Raw genomic sequence first — 26,084 nt, forward strand, 5'->3', positions numbered from 1 at the left:
CAATAAATACAAGATGAAATTAAACTTAGCAATTGCAGCATTAGCAATCGCGGTACCAACTGTGATCTATGCGCAAGACTCTACGGCGGTATCTGCTGGAAAGTATCCTGATACTTTTTCTTCAGGATCTGCCAATGTATCTCCTTTTACACAACAATCCAAAAGATTTAATGACTGGTCTGTATCAGTAGGGGCAGGAGTTCCATTGATGCAGTCAGCCGATCTGACTTCCATTAAGAATGGTAATGGTAAAAACCTTATCGGATATTCTGCTTATGTGAGTATTGACAAAGCTATTTCTCATGCTTTCGGTTTAAAACTACAATACGACAGAGGAGAAACAAGACAAGGATGGTTCAATACCAAAGATGCTGCGCCTGACGCAAAAGCTGTAGCAGGAAGAACCCAGTATGACGCGATCTCTATTTTGGGAGACATCAACTTTTCTAACCTTTTAAGAAGAGTAGACAATCACTCTCCTTACCGATGGGCATTACACGGATATGCAGGTATCGGTACTCTTGCTTACAAAGCATTTCAGAAAGATGCCCGTGGACAGAAACTGATGACAGAGATTAAACCGTTCAGTCTAGGATCACTGTTTATGCAGGCAGGTACAGGGGTGAAGTTTAAAGTAAACAGAAGAGTTGACCTTGAAGGAAGACTGATGTATGTAATAACCGGCGATGATGAATTTGACGGTGGAGGTAAAGCTTACAGCGCAGTCAACCAAAGATCTGAGCAGACTTCAGATAATTTCTTCAATGCAACTTTAGGTCTTACTTACAAATTAGGAAAACATGAATCTCACGTCATGTGGCATGACCCACTTCAGGAAATCTATTACAAACTTGATGTTTTGGCTAACAAAAACCAGGATATTGAAGTATGTAAAAAAGGAGATGCTGATAACGATGGAGTTTGCGACGATTGGGACAGACAACTTGACACTCCTGCAGGAGCGAGAGTAGACGGTGCTGGTGTTGCTCTTGACACAGACCTTGATGGTGTAATCGACCTTTACGATAAGTGTGTAACCGTTCCAGGGCCAGTGGAAAACAATGGATGTCCTGTGAAGAAAGACAACAATCAGACTGCTGTAGAAGTTGAACAAACTCTTAAAGATATTTATTTTAATTTCAATAAGGCTACGATCAGACCTGAATCTAACAGTAAACTGGATGTTGCCGCTTCAATCATCAAAGAGAACGGAGGTAACTATCTTTTAACAGGTCATACTGACCGTAAAGGAAATGCAGCTTATAACCTGCGACTTTCAAAAGAAAGAGCTGCCGCTGTGGTAAGAGCATTGGAAAGCAGAGGTGTCAATGAAAATATACTGAAATCAAGAGGTGTAGGTTCTGCAGAAGCAACCATTCCGGTTACAGCTTCCGATGCCGAAAGATTGGCAGATAGAAAAGTAACGGTACGATTTGTAGAAAGTTCTGAATGGAATTCTATCCAAAAGAAGGACTACGATGATGCTCCTGCAAAGAAGACCATCAAAAAAGTATCAACTAAGAAAAAGAAAAAATAATTTCTTATTATCATCTTAACCGAAAAGTATTATTCTTTTCGGTTATTTTTTTTCTACTACGGAATATTTTACATACCTTTATATCATTTTCCGGGCAATATATATCAAATACGCAAAGTAAAATTGGTTTTGTTCTGAAAAAAATTAATGTAACTCACTTTTATTATAAAAAAAATCATTTAAAATAACTTAACTTAAAAAAATAACACTATGAAATTAAGTTTAGCAATTGTTGCATTAGCTTTGGCAGTTCCTACTGCTACATATGCACAAGACTCTACGGCAGTTTCAACTGGAGAGTATCCTAATACTTTTTCTTCAGGGTCTGCCAATGTATCCCCATTCACGAATCAATCCAAAAGATTTAATGATTGGTCTGTTTCAGTAGGTGCGGGGGTTCCATTAATGCAGTCAGCCGACCTGACTTCCATTAAGAATGGTAATGGTAAAAACCTTATCGGATATTCTGCTTATGTAAGTATTGACAAAGCTATTTCTCATGCTTTCGGTTTAAAACTACAATACGACAGAGGAGAAACCAGACAAGGGTTCTTCAATACCAAAGATGCTGCGCCTGACGCAAAAGCTGTAGCAGGAAGAACACAGTATGATGCGATCTCTATTTTGGGAGATATCAACTTCTCTAACCTTTTAAGAAGAGTAGACAATCACTCTCCTTACCGATGGGCACTACACGGATATGCAGGTGTCGGAACTCTTGCTTACAAAGCATTTCAGAAAGATGCCCGTGGACAGAAACTGATGACAGAGATTAAACCTTTCAGTCTAGGATCACTGTTTATGCAGGCCGGTACAGGTTTGAAATATAAAGTGAATAGAAGAATTGACATCGAAGGAAGACTGATGTATGTAATAACCGGTGACGATGAGTTCGACGGTGGAGGCAGAGCCTACAGTGCTGTGAATCAGCGATCTGAGCAGACTTCTGATAATTTCTTCAACGCGACTTTAGGTCTTACTCTGAAATTAGGAAAACATGAATCTCACGTCATGTGGCATGACCCACTTCAGGAAATCTATTACAAGCTTGATGTTTTGGCTAACAAAAACCAGGATATTGAAGTATGTAAAAAAGGAGATGCTGATAACGACGGAGTTTGTGACGATTGGGACAGACAGCTTGACACTCCTGCAGGAGCGAGAGTGGACGGTGCCGGTGTTGCTCTTGACACAGACCTTGATGGTGTAATTGACCTTTACGATAAGTGTGTAACCGTTCCGGGACCAGTAGAAAACAATGGATGTCCTACAACCACTACAGGACCGGTAATAGAAACTGAAACTAAATTGGAAGGGATTGAATTTGACTTAAATTCTGACAGAATTTTACCTTCAAATACTCCAATCCTGAATAATGCCGTTAATTATATCAATTCTTCAACGGGTTCTTACAATGTAATCGGAGCTACTGATACAAGAGGTACTGACGCTTACAACCAGAAACTATCTCAAAGAAGAGCTAATAACGTTAAGAGTTACCTGATCAAAAACGGTGTTCAGTCTGGTAAAATAAACGCAGTAGGTAAAGGTGAAAAAGACCTTAAATACCCTGAGTGTGAACCAGCTACCAAGTGCCCTGAATGGAAAAACAGAGCTAACAGAAGAGTATACTTTGAAGCTAAATAATAAGCTTATTAATTTATTATAGAAAAGTCACGCATCGCGTGGCTTTTTTTTTCATAATACTTTTTTTATTTTTACCCTATGATTTCTCCGCAGGACTTTCAAAAGCTAAAATATGACACTCTTAAATATTTCTGGGGTTATACTGACTTCAGAGATGCTCAAGAGGACATTATCAATGCTGTTATTAACGAAAAAGACACCCTTGTTCTGCTGCCTACAGGAGCAGGAAAATCTTTATGTTACCAGCTTCCCGCTTTGCTGAAAGAAGGAACATGCCTCGTCATCTCTCCTCTTCTTGCCCTGATGAAAGACCAGGTGAATCAGCTTAAATTCCGGGGTATAGAAGCTGAATATCTATCCTCAGAACTTGATGAGTATGATGCAGAAGCCATTTACAACCGTTGCAAAGAAGGGTTAACCAAGCTACTGTATGTATCTCCGGAAAGATTAACCAATACTCAGTTTCTTCAGAATATGGAGGAAATTCAGCTTTCATTTATTGCCGTTGATGAAGCGCACTGTATTTCAGAATGGGGTCAGGATTTCAGACCCAGCTACCAGAATATCAAAGGTTTCAGAAGCAACAACCCTGAAATTCCTTGTCTGGCACTCACAGCAACTGCAACGTCTAAAGTATTGGACGAAATTAAAAATAAACTTGACCTCAGAAAGCCTTCAGTTTTCCAGAAAAGTTTTAAAAGAGACAACATCAGGATTTTTGCAGAGGAGGTTTCGGATAAATTTCAACGTGTTCTGGATATTCTAAAATACAATACCGATTCGGGAATTGTCTATGTAAGAACAAGAAAAGAAGCAGAGCTTTTGACTGAATTTCTTCATAAAAATCATCTCAAAAATGTAGATTACTTTCATGCAGGGTTAACTCATAAAGAAAAAAACGCAAGGCAGAATCTCTGGAACAGCAGTGATCAGCACGTCCTGATTTCTACGAATGCGTTTGGAATGGGAATCGACAAGGATAATGTACGCTTTGTCATCCATTACTCTCCTGCAGCATCTATTGAAAATTATTACCAGGAAATCGGAAGAGCAGGAAGAGATGGAAAAGACAGTTTTGCCTATATGCTCTGGAACAAGCAGGAGCTCGTGAATTTTGATCAGATCTTAAAAAATCAGATTCCCAATAAAGCAGAATTTTTAAAAATCATCAGTTACCTCTACTCCATTTTCCAGGTAGCCGAATTTGAACTGCCTGAAAAGACATTCCAATTGAATATAACAGGAATACAGAACTTCACAAAACTGTCGAAATCAAAAATAAACAATGTCTTAAACTTCCTTCACAACCAGGAAATCATTTATTACAACGACAATAAAAGCCTTTCTTCCCTTGAACTATTCATTAAGGCTGATGAGATCGATCAGCTGCCACAGAAAGATGCGTATTTCTTGGAACAGCTTTTCCGAACAGTTTCAGGGATCACGACCCATAAAGTAATGTTCAGCGAGCAGCAGGTAAGCAATAAGATCGGAGTCAGCGGCCCATTGATCAAGGACCGTCTCAAAGAACTGCAGCAGAAAAACTATCTTGAATATATAGATGGGGCTTTATCAAGCATAAAATTTTTAAAACCCCGTGATGAAAGAGTTATAAACAGTACCTACTGGAAACTGTTTGAGCATATCCAGAGAAATAAGATCCAGAAGTGGGAGGAAATGAAATTCTATACAGAAAGCAACGACTACTGTAAAATGAAACTTATCCTTGCTTATTTTGGCGAAAAGAATTCAAAAAACTGTGGCCAATGCTCGGTATGTGAAAAGAATAAACAGTCTATTTTCGGAAAAAATATTTCTCAGCAAATTATTAATCTGCTGGCTAAAAAATCTTCCACCATTGAGGAGCTTTCTGTACAGCTAAGCTATCACTCTAAAGAGAATATTCTCGAAAACCTGATATTCCTTCTGGATTCAGGGAAAGTAAGAATGCTGAACTTCAGAACGTATGCGCTTAACCGGGAGTGACACCATCGGTATTCTATATCATCCATCACCGGGCTTATACACTGCAATCAGTTACCGTTTCAGGTTTCTGGTGGTTATTTCTTAAATATCTATAACAAAATTTTCAGGCTCTTAAACACTCTTTCCTCAACCCTTCCGGACTCTCAAACCAAAAAACTATCTTTGCATCATGAAATCATTAAAAGTTGTTTTTTTAGGAACTCCTGAATTTGCAAAAACTTCTTTGGAGGCTATCCATCAATCCCATCACCAGGTAGTAGGTGTCGTTACTGTTGCTGATAAAGCAAGCGGCCGTGGTCAAAAGATCCACCAGTCTCCCGTAAAAGTCTATGCTTCAGAACATAATATTCCTGTTTTTCAGCCGGAAAAATTAAGAAACCCAGAGTTTTTGGCAGAACTGAAAGGTCTTGACGCAGATGTTTTTGTTGTGGTTGCCTTCAGAATGATGCCAAAAGTTCTTTTTGAAATGCCTGAAATGGGTACGTTCAATCTTCATGCCTCTTTATTGCCAGACTACAGAGGCGCTGCACCCATCAATTATGCCGTCATCAACGGTGAAGAAAAAACGGGAGCTACCACTTTCTTTATTAATGAAAAGATCGATGAAGGAAATATACTACTTCAGGAAGAAATAGCAATTTTGCCGGACGAAAATGCAGGAAGTCTTCACGACAGGCTTATGGAGATGGGATCACATTTGGTAGTAAAAACATTGGATGCGCTTGCTCAAAATTCAATTGAGGAACAGCCTCAACCTCAGGTTGAGCACCCTAAAAATGCATATAAAATATTTAAAGAGGATACCAGAATCAACTGGCATGCTTCTTCTAAAACCATTCACCAGTTTGTCTTGGGAATGTCTCCCTACCCTGCCGCTTTCACTACTTTAAAAATTGGAGAAGAAGAAAAGGGCTTAAAAATATTCAAGGGTACATATGAGCTTTCGGATCACGAAAAGCAATCAGGAGCCCTGGACATTTCAAAGAACGGGTTTAAAATCTATACGCAAGACGGAGTTTATTATCCGGAGGAACTTCAGCTGGAAGGTAAAAAAAGAATGACTGTAAAAGATTTTCTGAATGGCTTTCGCAATTTTGACAACATCACACTAAGAGACTAAATATACATTTCATATTTCAAAAGTCACAAGAGTTGTTTAGATTTTTGTGACTTTTCAGTTGATGATTAGTCTTTGCCAACAATATTTCGACGAACCCTGCTTAAAGACCCAGGGGTTACTCCAAGGTAAGCTGCAATTTGAATATTGGTAAGACGCTGGGCTGTTTCAGGATATTTCTGTAAAAACTCTAGATAGCGTTCTTCAGAGGATTTGCTTAAATTGTCAATAACCCGTCGCTGAAGCGATATAATCGACATCTGCATCTTGAGCCTCATCAGCTTTTCAATTTCAGGTATTTCTACGCATAATCTTTCTTTATCTGATTTCTGGAGAATAAGAATTTCACTATCCTCAAGAGCCTGGATGTTGAGCTTTGAGGGAATACTGTTTACCAAACTGTCAATGTCCGAGATCCACCAGGTTTCAATGCCAAAGTATAATATTTGCTCATCAGCATTGCGGTCTGTATGAAAGACTTTGAAACAGCCATTCGTGACAAAACCTTCATAGTTGCAAATTGTTCCTGCTCTCAGAAGAAATTCTTTCTTTTTGACTTCCTGCAGGGTAAATGCATTACAATATCTTTCCAGCTTTTCATCTGAAATATCTATGTACTGCCGGATATGTTTCTTCAAAAGCTCTGTCATGACTTAAAAATAAAAAAAGGTTTAGAAAAATCCTAAACCTTTTACCTTTTTATGACAATAAATCTTCGGTAATAGTAGTTAACCGCTGATCTTTAATTTCTTATAACTGCACCATCTCACTTACTTCCACATCATATCCTCCGACCTGTGGTTTGATATTCGGGTTTTGAGTAATTACCTTGAACTTATTGATTCCTAAGTTCTTCAGGATTTGTGTCCCAATACCATAATCTCTATAGTTATAGGCTAAAGTAGGATGCTGCTCCTGCCCGTCCTGATAGTTCAGGAACTGCTGAAGCTTTCGCAATGTATTTTCAGAACTGGAAACATTGTTGATAAAGATGATGGCACCTTTGCCGGCCTCATTCACCATATTCGTTACTTTTTCCAGTAAAGGTTTTTCTCCGTTATTTAATCGTGTCAGGACATCAAAATAAGAATCTGACGACTGTACCCTTACCAAAACCGGTTCATCTACTGTCCACGCTCCTTTTGTCAGCGCAAAATGGATCTGATCATTGGAAGTTTCTCTGAAAGCATAAAAATCAAACTCACCGTAATGCGTTTTTACTTTTTTCTCCTCCAGCCTTTCTACAAGATTTCCTTTTTTAAGCTGATAATGGATCAGATCTTCGATAGAAACGATCTTCATATCGTGCTTCTGAGCAAAAGCATGAAGTTCGGGCAGACGAGACATAGTACCGTCTTCATTCATGATCTCACAGATCACCCCTCCTTCTTTCAGACCTGCCAGGTGGGTAAGATCTATTGCAGCTTCAGTATGTCCTGCTCTTTTCAATACACCGCCTTTTCTTGCACGAAGCGGGAAAATATGTCCAGGTCTCATAAAATCTGTAGGTTTGGATTTTTCATCCATCAGGGCCAGAATGGTTTTGGCTCTGTCCCCTGCTGAAATTCCGGTAGAAGTTCCGTTACCCAGAAGGTCAACAGATACGGTGAAAGCAGTTTCTTTAGGGTCGCTGCTTCTGCTTACCATTACTTCAAGACCAAGCTCATCACATCTTTTCTCAGGAAGCGGCATACAGATCAGCCCTCTTCCGTGAAGCGCCATAAAATTAATAATTTCCGGCGTTGTCAGTTCCGCCGCACAAAGAAAATCGCCTTCGTTTTCTCTGTCTTCATCATCCACTACTATGATTATTTTACCATTTCTAAGGTCCTCAATAGCCTCCGGAATAGTATTTAATTTAATATCAGACATTTTTACTTTTTATTTGTGCAAAGATACTCATAAAAATAAGCATCTGCCAATTAATATGGTTGGTTTATTACGCTTCGGATAAAGAGTTGACCGCTTCTCGTATGATTTCATAAGACCTTAATCTTTTCTGATGGTCGTAGATATGTGAGTTGATCATGAGCTCATCGACATTGAACTTTTCCTGAAAATCCTTAATTTTTTCCTTAATTTCAGCATGATCTCCGATAAAGGTATATCTGAGTTTCTGGAGCACCATAGATTTCTCCATCGGTGACCATATTTCATCCATATCATCCACAGGTGGCGCAAATGGTTTCCTGTCATTTCTAACAATATTGATGAATGCCTGAAACAAGGTCGTGGACATTTTGTACGCTTCTTCTGAGGTTTCTGCTGCAACCCCGTTTACACAGGCAATGATATAAGGTTTATCCGCATATTCTGACGGTTGAAAATGCTCTCTGTATATTTTAAAGGCCATTTCCATTTGCTCGGGAGCAAAATGTCCTGCAAAAGCATACGGTAAGCCAAGCTCCGCAGCCAGCCATGCGCTGTCTGTACTGGAACCCAGAATATACAACGGGATATCCAGTCCTTCTCCCGGAATAGCCCGTACCATCGCATCAGCATTTTCTTTGGAAAAATAGCGTTGAAGTTCCAGAATCTGTCTAGGAAACTGTTCATTGATTATAGCAGGGTTTCTTCCCAGTGCCTGGGCAGTCAATCCATCTGTTCCGGGAGCTCTGCCCAGTCCAAGGTCAATTCTTCCCGGGAAAAGAGATTCCAGAGTTCCAAACTGTTCGGCAATAATCAGAGAACTGTGGTTTGGAAGCATAATCCCTCCGGATCCTACTCTTATCTTTTTTGTTCCGTTGGCTATAAATCCGATCAGAACGGAAGTAGCGGAGCTGGCAATACTCTCCATATTGTGATGCTCGGCCAGCCAGAATCGTTTATAATGTAAATTTTCGGCATGATTGGCAAGTGACAGACTGTCTTGAAACGTATCATGAATGCTTTTTCCCTGCTTTACCGGTGCAAGGTCTAAAACAGAAATTTCAAAATTTTTCATATCGGGATATTCATTTTTTAAAGGTGATGAAGAATCTCCTTTATTGATTTCATAATTATAAATTGTTGGCTTCAATAAAACCAAACAAATTTAAAACATAAAAACTGCATTAGTTACTTTTTGTAATTAATAAAACCGATCGGTCAGTTCAGGGAAAAACTATTGGATAATTTGAAATTGCCTCAAAATAATTGGTAATGAATTTTGCAATATATTCAGAAAAACAAATATTACAGTAATAATAAATCACAAATAATAGAAATAAAATAGTACATTCGTAGTTGAAGCACTGAACTAAAAACACCATTAAAAATAGTATTATGAACAAAAAAATTAATGAATTCCTAAGTCTGAAAACCCAGACAAAAAAAACAATTCTTGTAAGCTTTATGATGATTGCTGCATTGTCATCCTGCAGTAAAAACAGTGATGAGATGATGCCAGAAGCTCGGGATACTCCCTACCCTGCTGAAAATCTCAAAAAAGGTCTATTGGGAGGCCAGGAAATTACCTACGAAAGAAAGAATGGGATGAACTTTTTCCAGGGGGATATTGTTTTGTCTGATCAGCAACTTGCCGAAGGAGGCACAGCCTCTAAGGGGGGTGCCAGTTTTTCAAGATGGCCAGGCGGCAAAATTTATTATACCGTCGCCAGCAATATGGGATCAATAAATGCGAATAAAATTACGACTGCTGTCAATGAGTACAACGCCAAAACCAATACCCAATGGATTCCCCGTACGAATCAGAGTAATTATGTAGAGTTTATTTTCGGAAGTTCATCCGGATCAGACGGATGGGCTCATATCGGATATCAGGGTGGAAGACAGACTGTTTCTCTGGACCAGTATATTTCTGTAGGATCTGTCATTCATGAAATGGGGCATACGGTGGGACTTTACCACGAGCATTCCCGTAAAGACAGAGATCAGTACCTCAGCATCCAGTGGAATAACATTCAGAACGGACAGGCTTATAATTTTAATATGTATACTTCCGGAACAGATATCGGCCCATTCAATATCAACTCGGTGATGATGTATTGGCCAAATTCGTATTCTAAAAACGGACAGCCTACCATTAAAAGAGCGGATAACACGAACTTTACCTATAACAGAACAGGCTTTACAACAGGAGATATCAATACCATCAATGCTATGTATCCATAATTCTGAACCTCATAGCGCCATCATTAAAAAAAAGGAAAAGAATTCTCTACGAATTCTTTTCCTTTTTATAATTATAGTGGTTAATTAAAATCCTGATTTCATTAAACTCAAAGTCGGCAGGCAATGCACTTTTCCACTCCGTCAAAGTTTCGTGGGGATTTTTATAAAATTCCGTTTCAAAAGCTTTGATCTTATCGGTAGTGATCACTCTGGCAATATCCAGCAATCCCTGCTCTGCAAACTTCGCAAGATGTCCTATGACCGTTTCTTTCACTAATCCCCGTTCAAGAGCAATTTCTCCGATCGTTTTCCCCTGTTCAAACAATTGAAAAGTTAGGACCTGTGACGGCACTTTAGCTATTTTCAGACTGATTTCTTTATCATTTTTGTCATCCAGAAGTTTGGTTTCAAGAAGATGAATTTCCTTTAGACTGTTCAGGTATTCTTCCATATCTTCCAGCCAGTTTCTGAATTCTTCATTATACTGCTTAAGTCCCTTGGCTCCTTTAATTTCAGCATAAAACTCTTTTAAAGGATCAAAAATCTTATTCCGGGTTTCGGTAAAAAAGAAATTAACCGCCCCTTTCGTCTTACTTTCAATTTCTGACCATTCCTCCTTCTGCTCAATAAAATTATTCACCTTTTGAGAAATGACCCGCTCCAGCTTTTCAAAGATTTTCCCAAGCGTAACGGCTTCGTGCTTCAACTGAAGATAAAGCTGATTCGTTTTAACGTGATCGATATTTCTGGTAACAATAGAAAGATTATTCCATTGTTCCACCTCTTTCAGAAACCATACACAATCCAGTGTCCTGAGAACCTTCCTGATACTGTAGTCGTACTTTTCCTGGTTCAGAATCGCTTCTACATGATCGTTAGCTACTGTATCCGTATGAAAACTGAGGATTCTGTTATCTTTAAAAATAACTTCAGGGGTAATCTTTGATTTTAATACAATCCCTTCCAAGGTTCTGCAACGTGACAAGGCAACATACACCTGACCTGCAGTAAAACTCTTTCCGGCATCAATAATCACTTTATCAAAGGTTAGCCCCTGACTTTTATGAATGGTTACCGCCCAGGCAAGTTTTATCGGAAACTGTTCAAAGCTTCCCAGCACCTCTTCTTTGATATTTTTATCAGAATCCAGAAAATATTTTTTCTGTTCCCAGACTTCTCTTTTCACAACGATTTCTCTTTCGCTTTCGTCCAGAACCACCCGGATCTCATTTTCATCAAGACCGATAATTTCTCCCAACTTCCCGTTGAAGTATTTTTTTTCTCCGGAAACATCATTTCTGATAAACATGATCTGGGCCCCGATTTTCAATTCCAGAAACTGTTCATTGGGAAACTGATTTTCTTTAAAATCACCAATAAGCTTTGCTTCATACGTTTGGGCATCTACTTTTATTTCTTTCAGCTTCTCCTGGTTGATCTCATCCGCCATTCTATTGTGCGAACAGAGATATACATAAGATTCCTTACCCATATCGAAAGCAGGATCATATCTGTCATCCAGCAGACCAAAGTCAATATTCGCTACATCACCGTCCCGGATTGCATTCAGAATTTCAAGAAATTTTTCATCAGACTGTCGGTATACTTTCGTCAGTTCGATAGTAACCAAAGGAATTTCTTTAATGGCGTGGCTGTCAAAAAAGAATGGGGAATGATAGTACATTTTCAGAATATGCTCATCCCTTACCACCGGTGGAAGCTGGTACAAATCACCGATAAACAACATCTGCACCCCACCGAACCTCTGATTATTCCTTCTTATGAAACGAAGTGAAAAATCCATCATATCCAGGACATCAGCTCTCAACATCGAAACCTCATCAATAATGATGATTTCCACCTCTCTTAAAAGTTTGAGTTTATCTTTACGGTATTTGAAATGCGGCATCAGATCGGCAATATTATTGGCCAGGCTGGTGTCTATTCTATCTGTCGTAGGCAGAAAAGTTCTCAACGGTAATCCGAACATAGAATGAATAGTAACCCCGCCTGCATTAATGGCTGCAATTCCCGTAGGAGCTATTACAATATGTTTTTTCTTTGTCCGTCTTACAAAATCATTAAGAAAGGTCGTTTTTCCTGTTCCCGCTTTTCCGGTCAGGAATACGCTTCTGTTCGTGTACTCTATTAAGTCAAAAAAATGATTGTTCATCGTTGTCAAAAATACGGAAATGAATTGAATTTCTTACCTTGGCATAAGTTTTGAAAATTCTTAAAAAAACTAAGTTTATGATGAAAAAATTTTTCATACCTATTCCGTTGGTCGTATTGTGTACTCTTTTTAGCCTGATTTCCTGTAATACATCAAAAAATGCTAACAACAATCTTCCTGTGGATATTGCAGACAGGCCCGCAGATGAAGACAGCCAGAAATACGATCAGGCTCAACTGGATAAATTAAAAGCCTCTATTGAATCGGAAGTTTCCGGAGAAAAGTGTACTGATGCCAGCGAATGGAAATTTGCACCCATGGGAGTAAAAGCCTGCGGCGGACCTCAGCAATATATTGCCTATCCCAAAAAAATAGAGACTGCTTTTCTGCAGAGAATCACTGATTATAACGATAAGGTAAGGGTGTTTAATGAAAAATATAATATTGTCTCGGATTGTATGATGGTAATGCCACCCGTTGCGCTTAAATGTATTAAAGGAAAAATACGGCTCATCACTAATGATGACACAGAAAAATAAAGCAAAGGTTTTTAATCAAATCGAAAAAAGCTATGTCCGTAAACATAGCTTTTTGTATTTATTTACCCGTTTCGGGTTACAAATCAGACTTTCATCTACAGTTCATAATCCTTTACGTTTTCTTTATACCAGGAGGAGTATTTCACATAATTATCTGCAATTCTGTTGACTTCTCCTTCAAGAAGCTGTGCATTGATATCTTTTATTTTTTTCGCAGGAACCCCGCCCCATACTTCTCCGGATTTGATATGTGTGCCCTGGGTTACTACCGAACCAGCCCCTACAATGGAGTTTTCTTCCACCAGGCAATCATCCATTACAATTGCTCCCATCCCAATCAGGACATTATCTTTAATTGTACATCCATGAACGATGGCATTGTGGCCTATAGATACGTTGTTTCCAATGTTCAGAGGGTGCTTCTGATAGGTACAGTGGAGCATTGCGTTGTCCTGTACATTCACTTTATCACCCATTTTGATATAATGTACATCTCCCCTGATTACTGCATTGTACCAAACACTGCAGTCTCTTCCCATGGTAACGTCTCCGATAATCGTAGCTGTTTCAGCTAAAAAGGTATTTTCTCCTATCTGTGGAATCTTTCCTAAAAGTTCTTTTACAAGTGCCATAATATTAATTTGAAAATTTGAAAATGTGCCCGTTTGAAAATTATGTTATACTATCTTTTCAGGTATCTAAGTTCTAAATTACAGTGATAGCAAAAATCTAACTTCCAAATTCCAGCTTCTAACTTCTAATGCGTATTTTTGTATTCTCAAATTTAACGAAAAAATGCGTACCGTACTTATAGAACCAACCGAAAACCCAAAAGTGATGAAATTTGTAACCGATTACAATTTGATTCCGGGGTCTTTAGAGCTGGACAGAAATTCAGATATATCGGAAATCCCTTTGGCTCAGGAGCTTTTTAATTATCCTTTTGTAGAGAGAATCTTCATTACAGCTAATTTTGTAGCGGTTGCCAAGCAGGATACCATCGAGTGGGAACATGTAGCTGAAAGTCTGAAAAACGTCATTGAAGATGAATTACTGGCCAATCCCAGAATTTATCTTCAGAAGAAAAAAGAAATGTATCAGATCTATGCAGAAATGACTCCTAACCCGAATGTCATGAAGTTTGTTTCGAACAAACTGCTTATGGAAGGCTTCGTGGAAGTAAAATCCAGAGAAGCTGCGGAAGAAGTTCCTTTAGCGCAGGCCATATACAAAGAGTTTGATTTTGCTACGGAAGTTTTTATCTCTGATAATTTCGTTGCCGTGACCAGAGACAATTCAGTAGAATGGCATCAGGTAATGATGGCCGTTCGGGCACTTATTGCTGAGTACCTTCAGAATGGTGGTGAAATCTCAAAAGTAGAACCTCAGAAACATGAAAATCCTGTTGAAAAGATTATCAACAGAGATTACACAGAAGTTGAGCAGAAGATCTCCGACATCCTTAACGAGTATGTTGCACCTGCTGTGGAAAATGATGGTGGAAAAATTTCTCTTATGGAGTATGATGAGGCCAACAAAACAGCAAAAATGCTTTTACAGGGAGCATGTTCGGGATGCCCAAGCTCTACCGCTACTTTGAAAAACGGAATCGAAAATATTTTAAAGCAATTCGTTCCCGATTTAGTAGAAAGAGTGGAAGCTGTAAACGGATAAAACAATTGAGATGCCTCCCCGTAAAAAAGTGATTGTCATTATTGGAAGTGCTTCAAAGAATTCCAGCAACCAGAAACTGATAGAGCAAGTACTTCAAAAGATAAATAACATAGATTTTAAGGTATATGAAGACCTTTCTGTTATTCCTCATTTTGATACCGCTTTAACTGACTGCAATACTCCGGAAGAAGTTCTGAACGTAAGAGAAGATATTGAAAATTCGTCGGGGGTAATATTTTCAACTCCGGAATATATTTTCAGTGTTCCGGGCAGGTTGAAAAATCTTCTGGAATGGTGCGTCTCCACAACCGTTTTTTCTGAAAAGCCTGTTGCTGTAATTACCGCCTCTGCCAGTGGAGAAAAAGGCCATGAAGATTTATTATTAATTTTAAAGACTCTGGGGGCTGCAGCAGATGATAAACATCAGGCATTAATAAAAGGGATAAAAGGCAAATTTGATAGTAATGGCTTACTGGAAAGTAATACCTTTGCTAAAGTATCAAAATTAGTAACAGATTTTACAACTTCTGTTCATCATTAAAAATTAGAATATTGAATAAGAAAGGAATTTTACTGGTAAACCTTGGATCACCAAGATCAACTGCGGTAAATGATGTAAAAGAGTATCTTGATGAGTTTTTAATGGATGAGAGAGTGATCGATTATCGTTGGATCTTCCGTGCTCTTCTTGTCCGTGGAATTATCTTAAAAACAAGACCTGCAAAATCTGCTGAAGCTTATAAAACGGTTTGGACTGAGGAGGGCTCACCACTCGTTGTGATTACTGAGAAGATTCAGAAGAAACTTCAAAAGCTGGTGGATGTACCGGTTGAAATTGGTATGCGCTATGCAGAACCGAGCATTGAAACCGGAATCCAGAAGCTGGTGGATCAAGGAGTATCAGAGATTGTTCTTTTTCCTTTGTATCCTCAATATGCAATGAGTACTACAGAAACTGTAATCGAAAAAGCAGAGGAAGTAAGAAAAAAGAAATTCCCGAAAGTAAAGATCAATTATATTCAGCCTTTTTATAACAGGGATATTTATATCAACTGTCTGGCAGAAAGCATTAAGGAAAAGCTTCCTGAAAATTTTGATGCCCTGCAGTTTTCTTATCATGGTGTTCCGGAAAGGCATATTTATAAAACAGACCCTTCCAAGACCTGTAAAATTGATGAGGCGAATTGTATCCACAGTCAGGTGGATACTCACAATGCCTACTGTTACAGACACCAGTGTTATGCAACCACAGAGGCTGTTATTGCCAGAATGGGACTGCCCAAAGAAAAAACCATTGTTTCTTTCCAGTCAAGACTGGGGAAAGATAAATGGATCGAGCCTTATACCGATGAAACACTGGAAACCATTCCTGAAAAAGGAGTTAAAAACCTTGCCATTGTATGTCCGGCATTCGTTTCTGATTGTCTTGAAACATTGGAAGAAATTTCTGTGGAAGGAAAGGAGCAATTTATGCATGGTGGAGGTAAAACATTCCACTATATCCCGTGCCTGAATGATGAGGACCGATGGATTGAAGTCGTAAAAACACTCTGCGAAGAAAAGCTGGATGATTTTTATCTGGTTTAGCCTGCTGTAATCAAAATAATACATAAAAAGGCCACAGGAGTTTTTCCTGTGGCCTTCCTATGAAAAATATATTAAAGTAAGTTATTTTTTGATCAGGTTTCCTGCTTTCAGGCCGTTGACCATTACAATATATACTCCTGAAAGCATGCTAGCCGGAAGCTGGATCTCTAGTTTGTTCACTCCTTCCGAGGTTTCGATTTTCTCTGAGATTTCTCTTTTCCCTGTCAGGCTGATCACTTCTACAGTTCCATTTCCCGCTTTCCCTTCGAACATTATTGTAAATCTGTCTTTAGCCGGATTAGGGCTTATGGTATAAACCGGTGTATCTACTACGGTAGCTTTTCCTGCTGGAGAAGTACCGCCGCCAACACCTACTGCGTTCCAGGCATTGGTTACCTGAGTTACTTCATTACTGCCGGCCCCATACAAATCCGTTGCTGCCTGAAGAGAATAGGTTCTTGCGTTGGCATAGGTGGACGTAGAGGTAAGATAAGTAGTCAGTGTTCTGTAAGAAATAGCCGCCGCATTATCCAGCCCGATTCCGGACACATTGTAGGCAAAGCCTTTATCATTGGTTCCTGATCCTCCCGTTACCAGTAAGTAATACCAGAAATTAAGAACTCCCGAATTGGTATGTACACCACAATAGTCATTAGCCTGACTTGGGGTGGAACAACCTGAGGGTGTTGTTGCTTTCCAGTAGGTTCCCATATAGGTATCCGGCTGACTGTAGGCATTAGGATTAGCCATATTTCTGATAACATAACTGAAATCTTCACCCAATGTCCAGCTTGCCTGTGTTGGTCTTGCCCATCGCTCAATGGTATTTCCGAAGATGTCTGAGAATCCCTCATTTAAGGCTCCCGGCTCTCTCTGGTAGACAAGGTTTGCTGTCTTTGTAGTCATCCCGTGGGTGATCTCATGGCCACAGACATCCAGAGCCGTTAAAGGCTTCCCTCCATTAGTCCCTGAACTTCCATCCCCATACGTCATCCTTGATCCATCCCAAAATGCATTAAAAAAGTTAGTTGAATAGTGAACGTAGGATTTTATGGCAAAATTGTTATTGTCAATACTTTTTCTTCCAAATTTAGTATACAAATAGTCTACAGTCATTTCTGCGCCCCAATGGGCATCCGTAGCATATTGGTCCTTGTTTGCATTTACATTATTCCAGTTATTATCCGTATCAGTAAAATCTACTGCTGAAGCATAACTGGTTCCTTTTTTCAGATTATAGGTTTCTACTGCTGTTCCTCCGCTTCTTCCTGTTTCCCTGAGTCTATAGCTTCCGTTATAAGAATCCGTCATAATACTGCGTGTCCCGCTATAAGCTGTAACCGCCGTTCCGGGAGTATTCACATCATGAATCAGCGCATTCACTCCCAAAACCTTCCCATTCTTGGCATCCACAAATACATGCTGTCTTCCCAATGGTTTTTCTGAATAAATATCAAATTTGTAGGCCAGCTGTAATTGGGTCAGCCTCTCATCTGACGGGTCCGAATAGTAGACCAGCTCGCCTTTAGGAGCAAAACTGGCGTTGGGATCGTTCATGTCTTTTTTGATAAACTCCTCTTCTGCCCTGTTTTCCCATTTATAAGAAGCTGCTCCTACAAAAGACAGGGCATTCTGCAAGGCAATGCTTTCAGAAATATTCGCTTTCTTCTCTATTCCTGAAGGAACCTGAAGCACCCATTTGCCTGATTCTCCAACAATTTTTCCATCTTTGGTCTGTACGGCCATCATTCCATATTCTACCGGAATATCATTGACAGTCTGCTGGAACCTGTGGGTTACAAATCCAAGTTGGTCTTTTTCTACACCCAGTTTAAGGCCCTTGGCCTCAATGAATCTCTGTGAGGTTTCATCGAACAACACAGGATTTCCCTTGAAGGCTGGTCCGTTTTTTTCAAAACGCATGAAATCTGCGTGTAATCCATTTTTTCCCGGGTTGAGTTTGTCAGGAGCGTTTTGCCCATAAGACAATGAGAAGGCAGCAATACTTACCGCCAGAATAAATTTTGTTTTCATAATTATATCTGTTAAATGTGTCAAACGAATTTATAATTTTTTCACATAAAAGGGATTAATTATTGTATAAAATTCAATTGATATTATAAATCATTAAACAAACCATAATGATGATTTTAAAAAGAAAGGAAATAATCAATAATAATATTACAAACAACACAACTTTAAACTAAAAATATAAATAAAAATCAATATTTTGTGAATTATTTTTTATTAATATTGCGATTTACAAAAATTTGCACCAGTCATAACGCATATTTATAAAAAAATAAAGGCTGTCTTTATCAAGACAACCTTCTCTCATTCTATGCTGATACACAGTATTTGCTATTTGCTTATGGGCGTTCTAAATTCGCCGTATCCCATCAATCCATCATAATTTCTTCCAAAAGGAGCATAATATAAAAATGCCTGGTATAAATTTTCTGTCTGCCAGAAATTACCATTCACTTCTCCAAAATTAAGAGGTCCATCGCCTTGTTTTGTTGCTAAAACGTAGTTATAAAAACCCTGTTTCAGATAGATCCGCCCTACATACTGCTTTGTGGCAGGATCATACTGCATCTGATTTTCTTTGCTTGGCTTAAAATTATTGAATCCACCCAGCACATAAATTTCCTTATCTACAGGATCTGATTCTAGATAAAAATGTACCCACGCATAATCAGCTTCTCTTTCCGCATCCCTTTCTCTTCCTAAATCATTTCTTCTGTAATACCACGCTCCGTTGACATCAGGCTGGTACTGATAATTCAAAGGAAATGCCCATACCGGATGCAGGTACGTCTGGTTCACATCGTCTTTCAGTTCAGTGGCACGAACCATATCGGCGGCCATATTCATATTTTTATTGTCAAAGTAATAAAATTCGTTGTCTCCCGGAAAAACAAGATTCATCTGCTGAAAAAGCAGCTGATTACCTAAAGTTGCACTGGGTTTCTGATTAGGAATAATCATGTTGGGGTTGTTATTCTGCATCACATAAAGGCTCATGGAATTCACATTGGAAGAAAGATCTCCTCCTGCCGAGACTGCCTTCACCTCAACCCTTTGATTGAGATCAGGTTTTTTTGCATCTGCAAATCTTGAAATATTCAATGCCAGCGAAGCTGCATTTTCTACCAGGTAGAATCTTCTTTTGAAAAGAGGCTTCTCTACAGAATCCTTATAGACGATCAGCTCATAATTTCCTGAGATCTTCGGCTGTATCTTATCATTCGGAAAAACCAGTTTATAGTGGGTGTAGGCCTGGAGGGTATTGAAAGAATACTGGAACTGATCCAGAAGAGCATTCTTATTTCCCGTAGCAAACTCTGTAAAAAACAGGTTATCATCATTCCAGTTCCGGTCATAATGTTTAATGGTATAACGATAAATCTCACTGCCATTGGTAAGATCATCGAAGCTTAATACCAGTTGTTCACCCATTTTAATGACCGGTGTTTCGTCATTCGTCTGCGGGTTAAATAACTGGATACTCTGGATATTTTGTCCATAAACCAGTCCGCCCAGAGAGAGTAAGAGTATTCGCAAAGTTTTCATTATGACGAAGATAACGAAAAATAGCCATTTTCTTAATAATATCGTATTTTTGAAATAAAAAATATTCGGATATGCTTCAGATTCAAGGCTTCGTATTTAATTTTGCGAGCGAAAATACATACATCATCTATAATGAAAATAAAAATGCATGGTTGATTGATCCGGGAAATATGAATGAGCGGGAAACCCAGGCTATCGATGATTTTATTACCAAAAATGATTTAAAGATTACAAAGATTCTTTTAACCCATGCACATATAGACCACGTTCTTGGGCTGCAATGGGCTTTTGACAAATTTAAGGTTCCCGTTACGATGCATCAGGAAGATCAGGACGTATTGGATATGCTGCAGGCCAGTGGGGTAAGATTCGGGATGAAGCTTGATCCTGCAAAAGTAGATATTGAATATATAAAGGAAGGAGACGGACTGGATCTGGATGGGGAAAAATTTAAGATCTATCATGTTCCCGGACATTCTCCCGGAAGTGTTGTTTATCATAACGAAAACCAGAAATTCATGATTTCCGGTGATGTTCTTTTTGAAGGAAGCATCGGCAGAACAGATCTGTATAAAGGAAACTATGAACAGCTGATTGACGGAATTGCCAAAAAACTTTTCATTTTAGATCCTGATACCCAGGTTTTCTCCGGCCATGGAAATCCTACAAGTATTGGTTTTGAGAAGCAGTATAACCCATTTTTTAAATAGGGATTCAAGTTTGAAAGTAAAGGATATTTGTTTCGTTGCTGATCTGGCAGATAACGCAGATTTTATGCATCTGTCAAGGTTTATCAACCTATACAAAAGAATTTTTTTCTGCCAGATTATTTAGGTTTATCGATATATACATAAAAAAACCGCCAGGAAAATTCATCCTGGCGGTTTCAAGTTATAAAGAAATAGAGTTTAGAAATCTAAAGTGATAGAAGCCCTGGCAGCAGCTCCCATAATAGGCCGTGCCATGATCGTACCATCTCCTGTCGGTGATCCGGCTCTTGGATCTCCTTCAGTAATTCCAATGGTATTAAAGATGTTGGTTCCGTCAACAGCAAAACGTATTTTGCCAAGCTGATAGGACATTCCTGCCCCAAATTCTGTGAAAGAAGGCAATGTCTGTACATTCAGCTCATCCTGGAAACGTTTTCCGTAATAGTTCATGCTGACATATGCTCTCCATGATTTTGTAATATTCACTGCAGGAGCAATATTGAAGTAGAATTTCGGCATTCTTCGTACGGTATTTCCCTCCAGAAGACTTCCTTCTTCAAGGTCTTTATATTTAGGATTCTGCACTGTTCCATTGAAGGTAACTTCCAGCAAATTGTTGAACAAACGGGCATATCCTTCAAGCTCTACTCCATAATTCTCTGTATTGGCAAAAGTATTTTCTGATTTTCCGCTGGAAAAAATATCGGTAAACGAAAGATTCTTTAATGATGAATAAAACGGAATCACTGCCACATCAAAAGTACGGGAGTAATATTTATACCCTACCTCCAACTGGTTCGTTGACACTGATTTTAAAGGCTTATCAGGATTTGGATTGGAGAAATAATTATAGTAAGCCTCTTCGTTTGGAGACCTGAATCCATTGGAGAAACGGGCATACACTGCATTTTCTCTGTTGATCTTGTAGTTGGTAGCCAAGGTAAAAGAAACCTTATCAATATTGTAGTTCCAATAGGTAAATTTGTTCCCCAGCACACTCATATTATCATCCGCTGTGGTGGTTTCGAAACCGTGTGTACCATCTGTTGTCAGTCCCGAATTATTTAAGTTGGCAGTGGTTGTATTGGCAAAGTTCCCTTTATAATAATCACGGCTGTAACGGAGACCTCCGTTCACACTCCACGCATCGGTGATATTATAATCCAGATTAACATATACATTATTTAAACTTCCCTGGGTCTGGGTATCCCGCTGTAAAAATGTCATATCCGTTACCCCATTATAGGTTTTGGAATACCCAACATCCGAAGGATTCAAAGCGGTGTCTACAAGATTCAGCAGCTGGGGTCTGTCTGTAGCTGTTGTCAGGATATTACTCCAGTTCCAATATTGATGAGACTTCCATGTTGATTTATAAAAACCTGCTGTTACATTTCCGTTGTCAAATTTGTAATTGAACTGCAAATCATTCACAAAATTATTCATCTGCTTATCGATAGCCCAAAATCCTAATTCCTGAACATGATCAGGATTGATCACCGCACCATTGCTTACCAATGAATACTGATAGGTATTTCCAGAAATCCCGTTAACCTTTGCAAAGTCGCCAGAGGTCTGAGGGCCGCCAGCCGGGAAAATCCCTGTATAATTCATATTGATATTGGTATACCTCGTTTTATTCAGCACGCTGAAATTACTGCCGAGATCGTATTTGAACTCCGCACCCAGCACATCCACCTTCGGATGAATTCCATCTTCCAGATTTCTGCTGAAAAAGCCGCCTCCCGCCTGTGGTATATTCAACTGACTGATTGCCCGGTAACTGTACGTTCCGTAGTTAGGGTCAAAATTGGGAAATCCTTTTAAGTCATCTCCGTTCTGCACCAACGGAATAGGAAGGAAAAATGTATTTCTGTCGTCCAGTTTTTTATAGTATACTTTTGCATACCCTTTATCAAAGACATACTTAAGATTCATCCGGATCTGACCTCCATTGTTAGCCTTAAAGCCAGTTTTTCTTATTCCGTCATCTGTTCTGTAAAAACCGCCTACATTAAAAAACAACTGATCTTTCACCAAAGCTCCGCCCAAATTTAGATCCGCACGCATCAGGCCATAGGTACCGGTCTCTATTTTAGCAGTTCCCTTAAAATCATTTGTTCCTTCTTTGGTAATAAAGTTGATAAGACCTCCGGGAGAATTATTGGCATAAATAGATCCTGACCCTCCTCTCAAGGCTTCCAGACGGCTTACACTGTTGTCTACGCGAAAGAAATTATCAGCATTGGCAAATTGTAGCGCCCCGTCTTCAAAAACCGGCAGCCCGTCTTCCTGTACCTGCACAAATTCATAAGCTCCGGCAGAAGGAATTCCTCTGGCGAAAAGATTGTTTCCCACTTCCCCACCGGATGTTTCCACGGCAAACCCTGGAACTCTCTGCAGTAAAGCCGCAGCACTGATAGGATTCTGCTTCTGAATCTCTTTGGCATTAAAAGTGGAAATAGCGGTACTGGATTCTATTTTTTTCTTCGGATTGGAGTTCCCTGTAATCACAATCTGGTCGATAGAGGAAACCTTCACAGAGTCCTGTGGCGTTTCCTGAGCATACGCATTATTGAAATACAATGTAGCTGTAGCAGCGATTAAAAATATCGATCTTTTTTTCATAGCCCTATTTTTTATTGTTAGTTTCAGTTTTGTTGTAATTTTAAATACACTCCATTCGTCCATCCGAATCCGTCCTGATTAGGGTATTCCCCGCCGCCTGCTATTGTTTCTGTGTCTAATGCATTGTATTTTTCCATCAGTTTTCCAGTGTTGTTGTAGACTCTTTCCACATTGGAACACCAATTATCCTTAATTTTTTCTGCGAGTTCATGAAAGCCATAATTCTTCATTGCCTTGTAACCTAGCCATTGATAAGGTGCCCAGGCATTGGGTAAGTCCCATTGCTGGCCCGAGTTTTCGGTGGTCGTCACCAGCCCTCCCTGATAGAGAAACTTTTCAGCAAGTGCTTCAGCGATGGCCTCTGCCTGTTTTCTGTCTGCAATTTCAAGATATAAAGGGTAAAGAGCAGCTATGTGTTCAGACATTGTGTTTGTGTTTTTTTTAAGGTGATAATCTTTATACAACTTTGTATTTTCATCCCAGAAGTATTGGTTTATCCTTTGTCTTCGATTAGCTGCTCTTTCAGCAAAATAATTTTCTTTTTCACTCAGACCCTGAAGTGCTGAAGATTTGGCCAGGGTAGATTCCAGATGCCATAAAAGGCAGTTGAGATCCACCTGTGCAAGATTCAGTGTTTCTATGGTCTGTATATTTTTCTCATCTGCAAACCATCTGCTGGAGAAATCCCAGCCGGATTCACAGGCACTTCTTATGTTTCGGTAAAATTCATTCCCTGAAGCATTTTCGCAATCCTCGATATCAATAAGATAACTCTCAGGGCGGGGCGTATTTTCCTCGTCATAGTATCGGTTCAGAATATCTCCTGATGCTGTTTTGACCACTCTTTTTTCACTGGAGCCATCTACCAGCCTCTCTTCTCCATCCATCCAAAAAGCATATTCCTTTTCCAGGCTGTCATAATATTTTATATAGAAGTCTTTACTATCTGTTGTTTCTGCCAGAAGATCCAGCATCAGTGAAAAGTAAGGCGGCTGCGAACGGCTCAGGAAATGCGTTCTGCTCGCATTCGGTACAAAACCAACTGTATGAATCAGGTAAGAACAGTTTTCAACAATATTTTCCATCATTTCCACTCTTCCGGAGACCTGTAATCCCAACATAATAAAATAGCTGTCCCAATAAAAAAACTCATTGAAACGTCCTCCCGGAACAATATAGGGTTTAGGTAATTTCAACAGGGTTCCTTTTTCTTCATATGCAGTTCGGGTAAGCTCGTCCCACAACTTTTCAATATGCTCCTGAATAGGAAGCTGATCTTCTCTCTGAATAGAGATTTTTGCTCCAAGAAAGTCAAAATGATCCATCACAAAAGTTTTCAGATTAAAGCCGTCTGTATTCCTCTCCTCTTCATATTTCGAATTGATTTCTGAAATCGGAATCAGGGGAACAGCATCAGTCATCATCTTCTGATCTTCAAAAATTTTCGACTTTTGTACGTCATCAAAGAGGGCTTGAATTTCGCTGATGTAAAGGGAATTATTCATTTATTTCTTAGGATTTATTTTTAATTTGTTCATGAAAACAGCTGAAATAATCAGCAATGAAAGAGGAATCAGCGACAGATAAAATGCCTGCTGCCCACTGAATTCCTGAAAGACAAAACCCGTGATAACAGAACCAATCGTTCCTCCGATTGCTGAAAAAACCACAATCAGCCCAGACATTGCGCTATGTAAATATTTAGGAATTGAGGCCAGGATCACAGAATTGATACTTGGATAGATCGGAGCCAGCAATCCTCCCATCAAAGGAAACAAATACACCACAAGAGGCGCGTTCAGCCATCCCGTATCCGCATCAATGTGAATATGATGAGTTAATGGCAACACTAAAATCAAACTTATGGCAAAGCCAATCACACAAAAGGAAACGACATATATCCAGCTGAACTTTTTCGAGAAAAAGCCTGATAAAAATCTTCCCAACGCAAAAGCTCCGGCCAGAACCGCTCCGGCCTGAATACTCATCGAGGTCGGTAATTTCAAAATCTCTTTATAAAAAGTAGGGGTCCAGGTCTGAAAGCTTTGCTCTACCAATACAAAAAGAAAAGCACACAACAAAAAACACAATACTTTCTTATAGCTGAATAGGCTGACACTGTTTTTCAAATCACCCAGCAAATCGGTTTTTTCACTTTTAGCTTCTTTCTCATTGAGTTTTGAAAAGAATAAAAATAAGAATGACAGAGCAGAGAGCCCTCCCAACACCCAATAAACATTCAGCCAACGGGTAGATTTCGGATTATGATCATCAATATAGAGACTGAATAACAGATTTCCAGCCAATACTCCGATCATGAAAAATCCTTCAAGAAACCCCATGAAGCTGGAATGTTCCTTATCGGTATTGGTCACCAGACCGATCGACGTAAAAACTGATATTTTAATCAACGCAAAAGAAACTCCGACAATCGCAAATAACAGTTTAAAGAACCAGAAACCATCAGCGAACGGCATGATAAAACACATACAGCCCACTAAAAATAAGGCGATCAGCATTGAGTTTTTGATCCCGATCTTTGGAAGAAATGAGGCCAGAATGAATGAACATATAGCAATAGGAAGATCTTTAAATCCTTCCAGCACACTGGCAGAAGATTTTGATATCCCAAAATTCTGCTGAACCTGCAGGATTACCGTCCCCACAGAATTCAAAAGAATAGCGAAAACAAAATAGTTCAAAAATAAAACAGCCTTTATGTTGAAATTTTTCATGCAGATCATTTCTTGCTGGCTAAGATAGAGGCATTTCCGTTAACGATAATTTAACACAGTAA

General features: G+C 39.2%; 20 protein-coding genes. 10 read left to right on the forward strand and 10 right to left on the reverse strand.

Annotation, left to right across the window (positions count from 1 at the left end; genetic code table 11):
- The first annotated feature begins 13 nt into the window (after window positions 1–13).
- The 4 genes from DRF67_RS08635 (at window position 14) to fmt (ending at window position 6,290) form a co-directional block, all read left to right on the forward strand.
- Complete coding sequence (locus DRF67_RS08635; RefSeq protein WP_115927899.1) at window positions 14–1,537, forward strand: OmpA family protein; 1,524 nt, start codon at window positions 14–16, stop codon at window positions 1,535–1,537.
- A 210-nt stretch (window positions 1,538–1,747) separates the two neighbouring features.
- On the forward strand, window positions 1,748–3,184 hold the full coding sequence (locus tag DRF67_RS08640) for an OmpA family protein (protein ID WP_115927900.1): 1,437 nt from the start codon (window positions 1,748–1,750) through the stop codon (window positions 3,182–3,184).
- Window positions 3,185–3,262: 78 nt separating this feature from the next.
- Window positions 3,263–5,170, forward strand: coding sequence for a RecQ family ATP-dependent DNA helicase (locus DRF67_RS08645; RefSeq protein WP_115927901.1), 1,908 nt, complete (start codon window positions 3,263–3,265; stop codon window positions 5,168–5,170).
- Window positions 5,171–5,339: 169 nt separating this feature from the next.
- A complete protein-coding gene (fmt, locus tag DRF67_RS08650) occupies window positions 5,340–6,290 on the forward strand; it encodes a methionyl-tRNA formyltransferase (RefSeq protein WP_115927902.1) in 951 nt (316 codons plus the stop codon).
- 65 nt (window positions 6,291–6,355) lie between these two features.
- On the opposite strand, the gene DRF67_RS08655 is transcribed toward fmt, so the two are convergent.
- From DRF67_RS08655 to DRF67_RS08665, 3 genes are all read right to left on the reverse strand, one after another.
- On the reverse strand, window positions 6,356–6,937 hold the full coding sequence (locus DRF67_RS08655; RefSeq protein WP_115927903.1) for a Crp/Fnr family transcriptional regulator: 582 nt from the start codon (window positions 6,935–6,937) through the stop codon (window positions 6,356–6,358).
- Window positions 6,938–7,037: 100 nt separating this feature from the next.
- Window positions 7,038–8,159: a 3,4-dihydroxy-2-butanone-4-phosphate synthase gene (ribB, locus tag DRF67_RS08660; RefSeq protein ID WP_115927904.1), complete on the reverse strand. Its 1,122-nt coding sequence runs from the start codon at window positions 8,157–8,159 to the stop codon at window positions 7,038–7,040.
- Between the two features lie 67 nt (window positions 8,160–8,226).
- Window positions 8,227–9,231 (reverse strand): LLM class flavin-dependent oxidoreductase, encoded by a 1,005-nt coding sequence (locus DRF67_RS08665; RefSeq protein ID WP_115928027.1) that lies wholly within the window; start codon window positions 9,229–9,231, stop codon window positions 8,227–8,229.
- A 320-nt stretch (window positions 9,232–9,551) separates the two neighbouring features.
- On the opposite strand from DRF67_RS08665, the gene DRF67_RS08670 reads away from it, so the two are divergent.
- A complete protein-coding gene (locus DRF67_RS08670; RefSeq protein WP_115927905.1) occupies window positions 9,552–10,400 on the forward strand; it encodes a M12 family metallopeptidase in 849 nt (282 codons plus the stop codon).
- A gap of 46 nt (window positions 10,401–10,446) precedes the next feature.
- Here DRF67_RS08670 and DRF67_RS08675 read toward each other — a convergent pair whose 3' ends face one another.
- Entirely contained in the window at window positions 10,447–12,573 is a 2,127-nt protein-coding gene (locus DRF67_RS08675) for a helix-turn-helix domain-containing protein (RefSeq protein WP_115927906.1), read from the reverse strand.
- Between the two features lie 77 nt (window positions 12,574–12,650).
- Between DRF67_RS08675 and DRF67_RS08680 the strand changes: the two genes are divergently transcribed.
- Window positions 12,651–13,112 (forward strand): hypothetical protein, encoded by a 462-nt coding sequence (locus DRF67_RS08680; RefSeq protein WP_228435770.1) that lies wholly within the window; start codon window positions 12,651–12,653, stop codon window positions 13,110–13,112.
- Window positions 13,113–13,207: 95 nt separating this feature from the next.
- On the opposite strand, the gene DRF67_RS08685 is transcribed toward DRF67_RS08680, so the two are convergent.
- Window positions 13,208–13,744: a gamma carbonic anhydrase family protein gene (locus DRF67_RS08685; RefSeq protein WP_115927907.1), complete on the reverse strand. Its 537-nt coding sequence runs from the start codon at window positions 13,742–13,744 to the stop codon at window positions 13,208–13,210.
- 163 nt (window positions 13,745–13,907) lie between these two features.
- Between DRF67_RS08685 and DRF67_RS08690 the strand changes: the two genes are divergently transcribed.
- Genes DRF67_RS08690 through hemH form a run of 3 tightly spaced genes read left to right on the forward strand, consistent with a single transcriptional unit; the run spans window position 13,908 to window position 16,373 of the window.
- A complete protein-coding gene (locus tag DRF67_RS08690) occupies window positions 13,908–14,786 on the forward strand; it encodes a NifU family protein (protein ID WP_115927908.1) in 879 nt (292 codons plus the stop codon).
- 10 nt (window positions 14,787–14,796) lie between these two features.
- Window positions 14,797–15,327, forward strand: coding sequence for an NADPH-dependent FMN reductase (locus DRF67_RS08695; RefSeq protein ID WP_115927909.1), 531 nt, complete (start codon window positions 14,797–14,799; stop codon window positions 15,325–15,327).
- Window positions 15,328–15,338: 11 nt separating this feature from the next.
- Window positions 15,339–16,373 carry a ferrochelatase gene (gene hemH / locus DRF67_RS08700; protein WP_115927910.1) on the forward strand — a complete coding sequence of 345 codons (1,035 nt, stop codon included), beginning with the start codon at window positions 15,339–15,341 and terminating at the stop codon, window positions 16,371–16,373.
- An 81-nt stretch (window positions 16,374–16,454) separates the two neighbouring features.
- Here the strand turns inward: hemH and DRF67_RS08705 are convergent, their stop codons facing one another.
- Window positions 16,455–18,407 carry a M4 family metallopeptidase gene (locus DRF67_RS08705; RefSeq protein WP_115927911.1) on the reverse strand — a complete coding sequence of 651 codons (1,953 nt, stop codon included), beginning with the start codon at window positions 18,405–18,407 and terminating at the stop codon, window positions 16,455–16,457.
- Between the two features lie 327 nt (window positions 18,408–18,734).
- The gene (locus tag DRF67_RS08710) at window positions 18,735–19,949 is read right to left on the reverse strand and encodes a type IX secretion system plug protein (protein ID WP_115927912.1); all 1,215 of its coding nucleotides are present in this window, start codon (window positions 19,947–19,949) and stop codon (window positions 18,735–18,737) included.
- Window positions 19,950–20,020: 71 nt separating this feature from the next.
- Here DRF67_RS08710 and DRF67_RS08715 point away from each other — a divergent pair, with 71 nt between their 5' ends.
- Window positions 20,021–20,659, forward strand: a complete 639-nt coding sequence (locus DRF67_RS08715; protein ID WP_115927913.1) for an MBL fold metallo-hydrolase — start codon at window positions 20,021–20,023, stop codon at window positions 20,657–20,659.
- Between the two features lie 198 nt (window positions 20,660–20,857).
- Here DRF67_RS08715 and DRF67_RS08725 read toward each other — a convergent pair whose 3' ends face one another.
- The 3 genes from DRF67_RS08725 to DRF67_RS08735 are packed head-to-tail and all read right to left on the reverse strand — an operon-like array spanning window position 20,858 to window position 26,022.
- Window positions 20,858–23,287 carry a TonB-dependent receptor gene (locus DRF67_RS08725; RefSeq protein ID WP_115927915.1) on the reverse strand — a complete coding sequence of 810 codons (2,430 nt, stop codon included), beginning with the start codon at window positions 23,285–23,287 and terminating at the stop codon, window positions 20,858–20,860.
- A 23-nt stretch (window positions 23,288–23,310) separates the two neighbouring features.
- Window positions 23,311–24,792 carry a trehalase family glycosidase gene (locus tag DRF67_RS08730; protein ID WP_115927916.1) on the reverse strand — a complete coding sequence of 494 codons (1,482 nt, stop codon included), beginning with the start codon at window positions 24,790–24,792 and terminating at the stop codon, window positions 23,311–23,313.
- Window positions 24,793–26,022, reverse strand: coding sequence for an MFS transporter (locus DRF67_RS08735; protein ID WP_115927917.1), 1,230 nt, complete (start codon window positions 26,020–26,022; stop codon window positions 24,793–24,795). It lies immediately after the preceding gene.
- Window positions 26,023–26,084: the final 62 nt, after the last annotated feature.

Source organism: Chryseobacterium pennipullorum (assembly GCF_003384725.1).
GTDB classification, from domain to species: Bacteria; Bacteroidota; Bacteroidia; order Flavobacteriales; family Weeksellaceae; genus Chryseobacterium; species Chryseobacterium pennipullorum.

Excerpts from the sequence above, each read along its gene's own strand:
- DRF67_RS08635 (WP_115927899.1), top strand. The coding sequence starts at position 14 with ATGAAATTAAACTTAGCAATTGCAGCATTAGCAATCGCGGTACCAACT.
- DRF67_RS08640 (WP_115927900.1), top strand. The coding sequence starts at position 1,748 with ATGAAATTAAGTTTAGCAATTGTTGCATTAGCTTTGGCAGTTCCTACT.
- DRF67_RS08645 (WP_115927901.1), top strand. The coding sequence starts at position 3,263 with ATGATTTCTCCGCAGGACTTTCAAAAGCTAAAATATGACACTCTTAAA.
- fmt (WP_115927902.1), top strand. The coding sequence starts at position 5,340 with ATGAAATCATTAAAAGTTGTTTTTTTAGGAACTCCTGAATTTGCAAAA.
- DRF67_RS08655 (WP_115927903.1), bottom strand. The coding sequence starts at position 6,937 with ATGACAGAGCTTTTGAAGAAACATATCCGGCAGTACATAGATATTTCA.
- ribB (WP_115927904.1), bottom strand. The coding sequence starts at position 8,159 with ATGTCTGATATTAAATTAAATACTATTCCGGAGGCTATTGAGGACCTT.
- DRF67_RS08665 (WP_115928027.1), bottom strand. The coding sequence starts at position 9,231 with ATGAAAAATTTTGAAATTTCTGTTTTAGACCTTGCACCGGTAAAGCAG.
- DRF67_RS08670 (WP_115927905.1), top strand. The coding sequence starts at position 9,552 with ATGAACAAAAAAATTAATGAATTCCTAAGTCTGAAAACCCAGACAAAA.
- DRF67_RS08675 (WP_115927906.1), bottom strand. The coding sequence starts at position 12,573 with ATGAACAATCATTTTTTTGACTTAATAGAGTACACGAACAGAAGCGTA.
- DRF67_RS08680 (WP_228435770.1), top strand. The coding sequence starts at position 12,651 with ATGATGAAAAAATTTTTCATACCTATTCCGTTGGTCGTATTGTGTACT.
- DRF67_RS08685 (WP_115927907.1), bottom strand. The coding sequence starts at position 13,744 with ATGGCACTTGTAAAAGAACTTTTAGGAAAGATTCCACAGATAGGAGAA.
- DRF67_RS08690 (WP_115927908.1), top strand. The coding sequence starts at position 13,908 with ATGCGTACCGTACTTATAGAACCAACCGAAAACCCAAAAGTGATGAAA.
- DRF67_RS08695 (WP_115927909.1), top strand. The coding sequence starts at position 14,797 with ATGCCTCCCCGTAAAAAAGTGATTGTCATTATTGGAAGTGCTTCAAAG.
- DRF67_RS08705 (WP_115927911.1), bottom strand. The coding sequence starts at position 18,407 with ATGAAAACAAAATTTATTCTGGCGGTAAGTATTGCTGCCTTCTCATTG.
- DRF67_RS08710 (WP_115927912.1), bottom strand. The coding sequence starts at position 19,949 with ATGAAAACTTTGCGAATACTCTTACTCTCTCTGGGCGGACTGGTTTAT.
- DRF67_RS08715 (WP_115927913.1), top strand. The coding sequence starts at position 20,021 with ATGCTTCAGATTCAAGGCTTCGTATTTAATTTTGCGAGCGAAAATACA.
- DRF67_RS08725 (WP_115927915.1), bottom strand. The coding sequence starts at position 23,287 with ATGAAAAAAAGATCGATATTTTTAATCGCTGCTACAGCTACATTGTAT.
- DRF67_RS08730 (WP_115927916.1), bottom strand. The coding sequence starts at position 24,792 with ATGAATAATTCCCTTTACATCAGCGAAATTCAAGCCCTCTTTGATGAC.
- DRF67_RS08735 (WP_115927917.1), bottom strand. The coding sequence starts at position 26,022 with ATGAAAAATTTCAACATAAAGGCTGTTTTATTTTTGAACTATTTTGTT.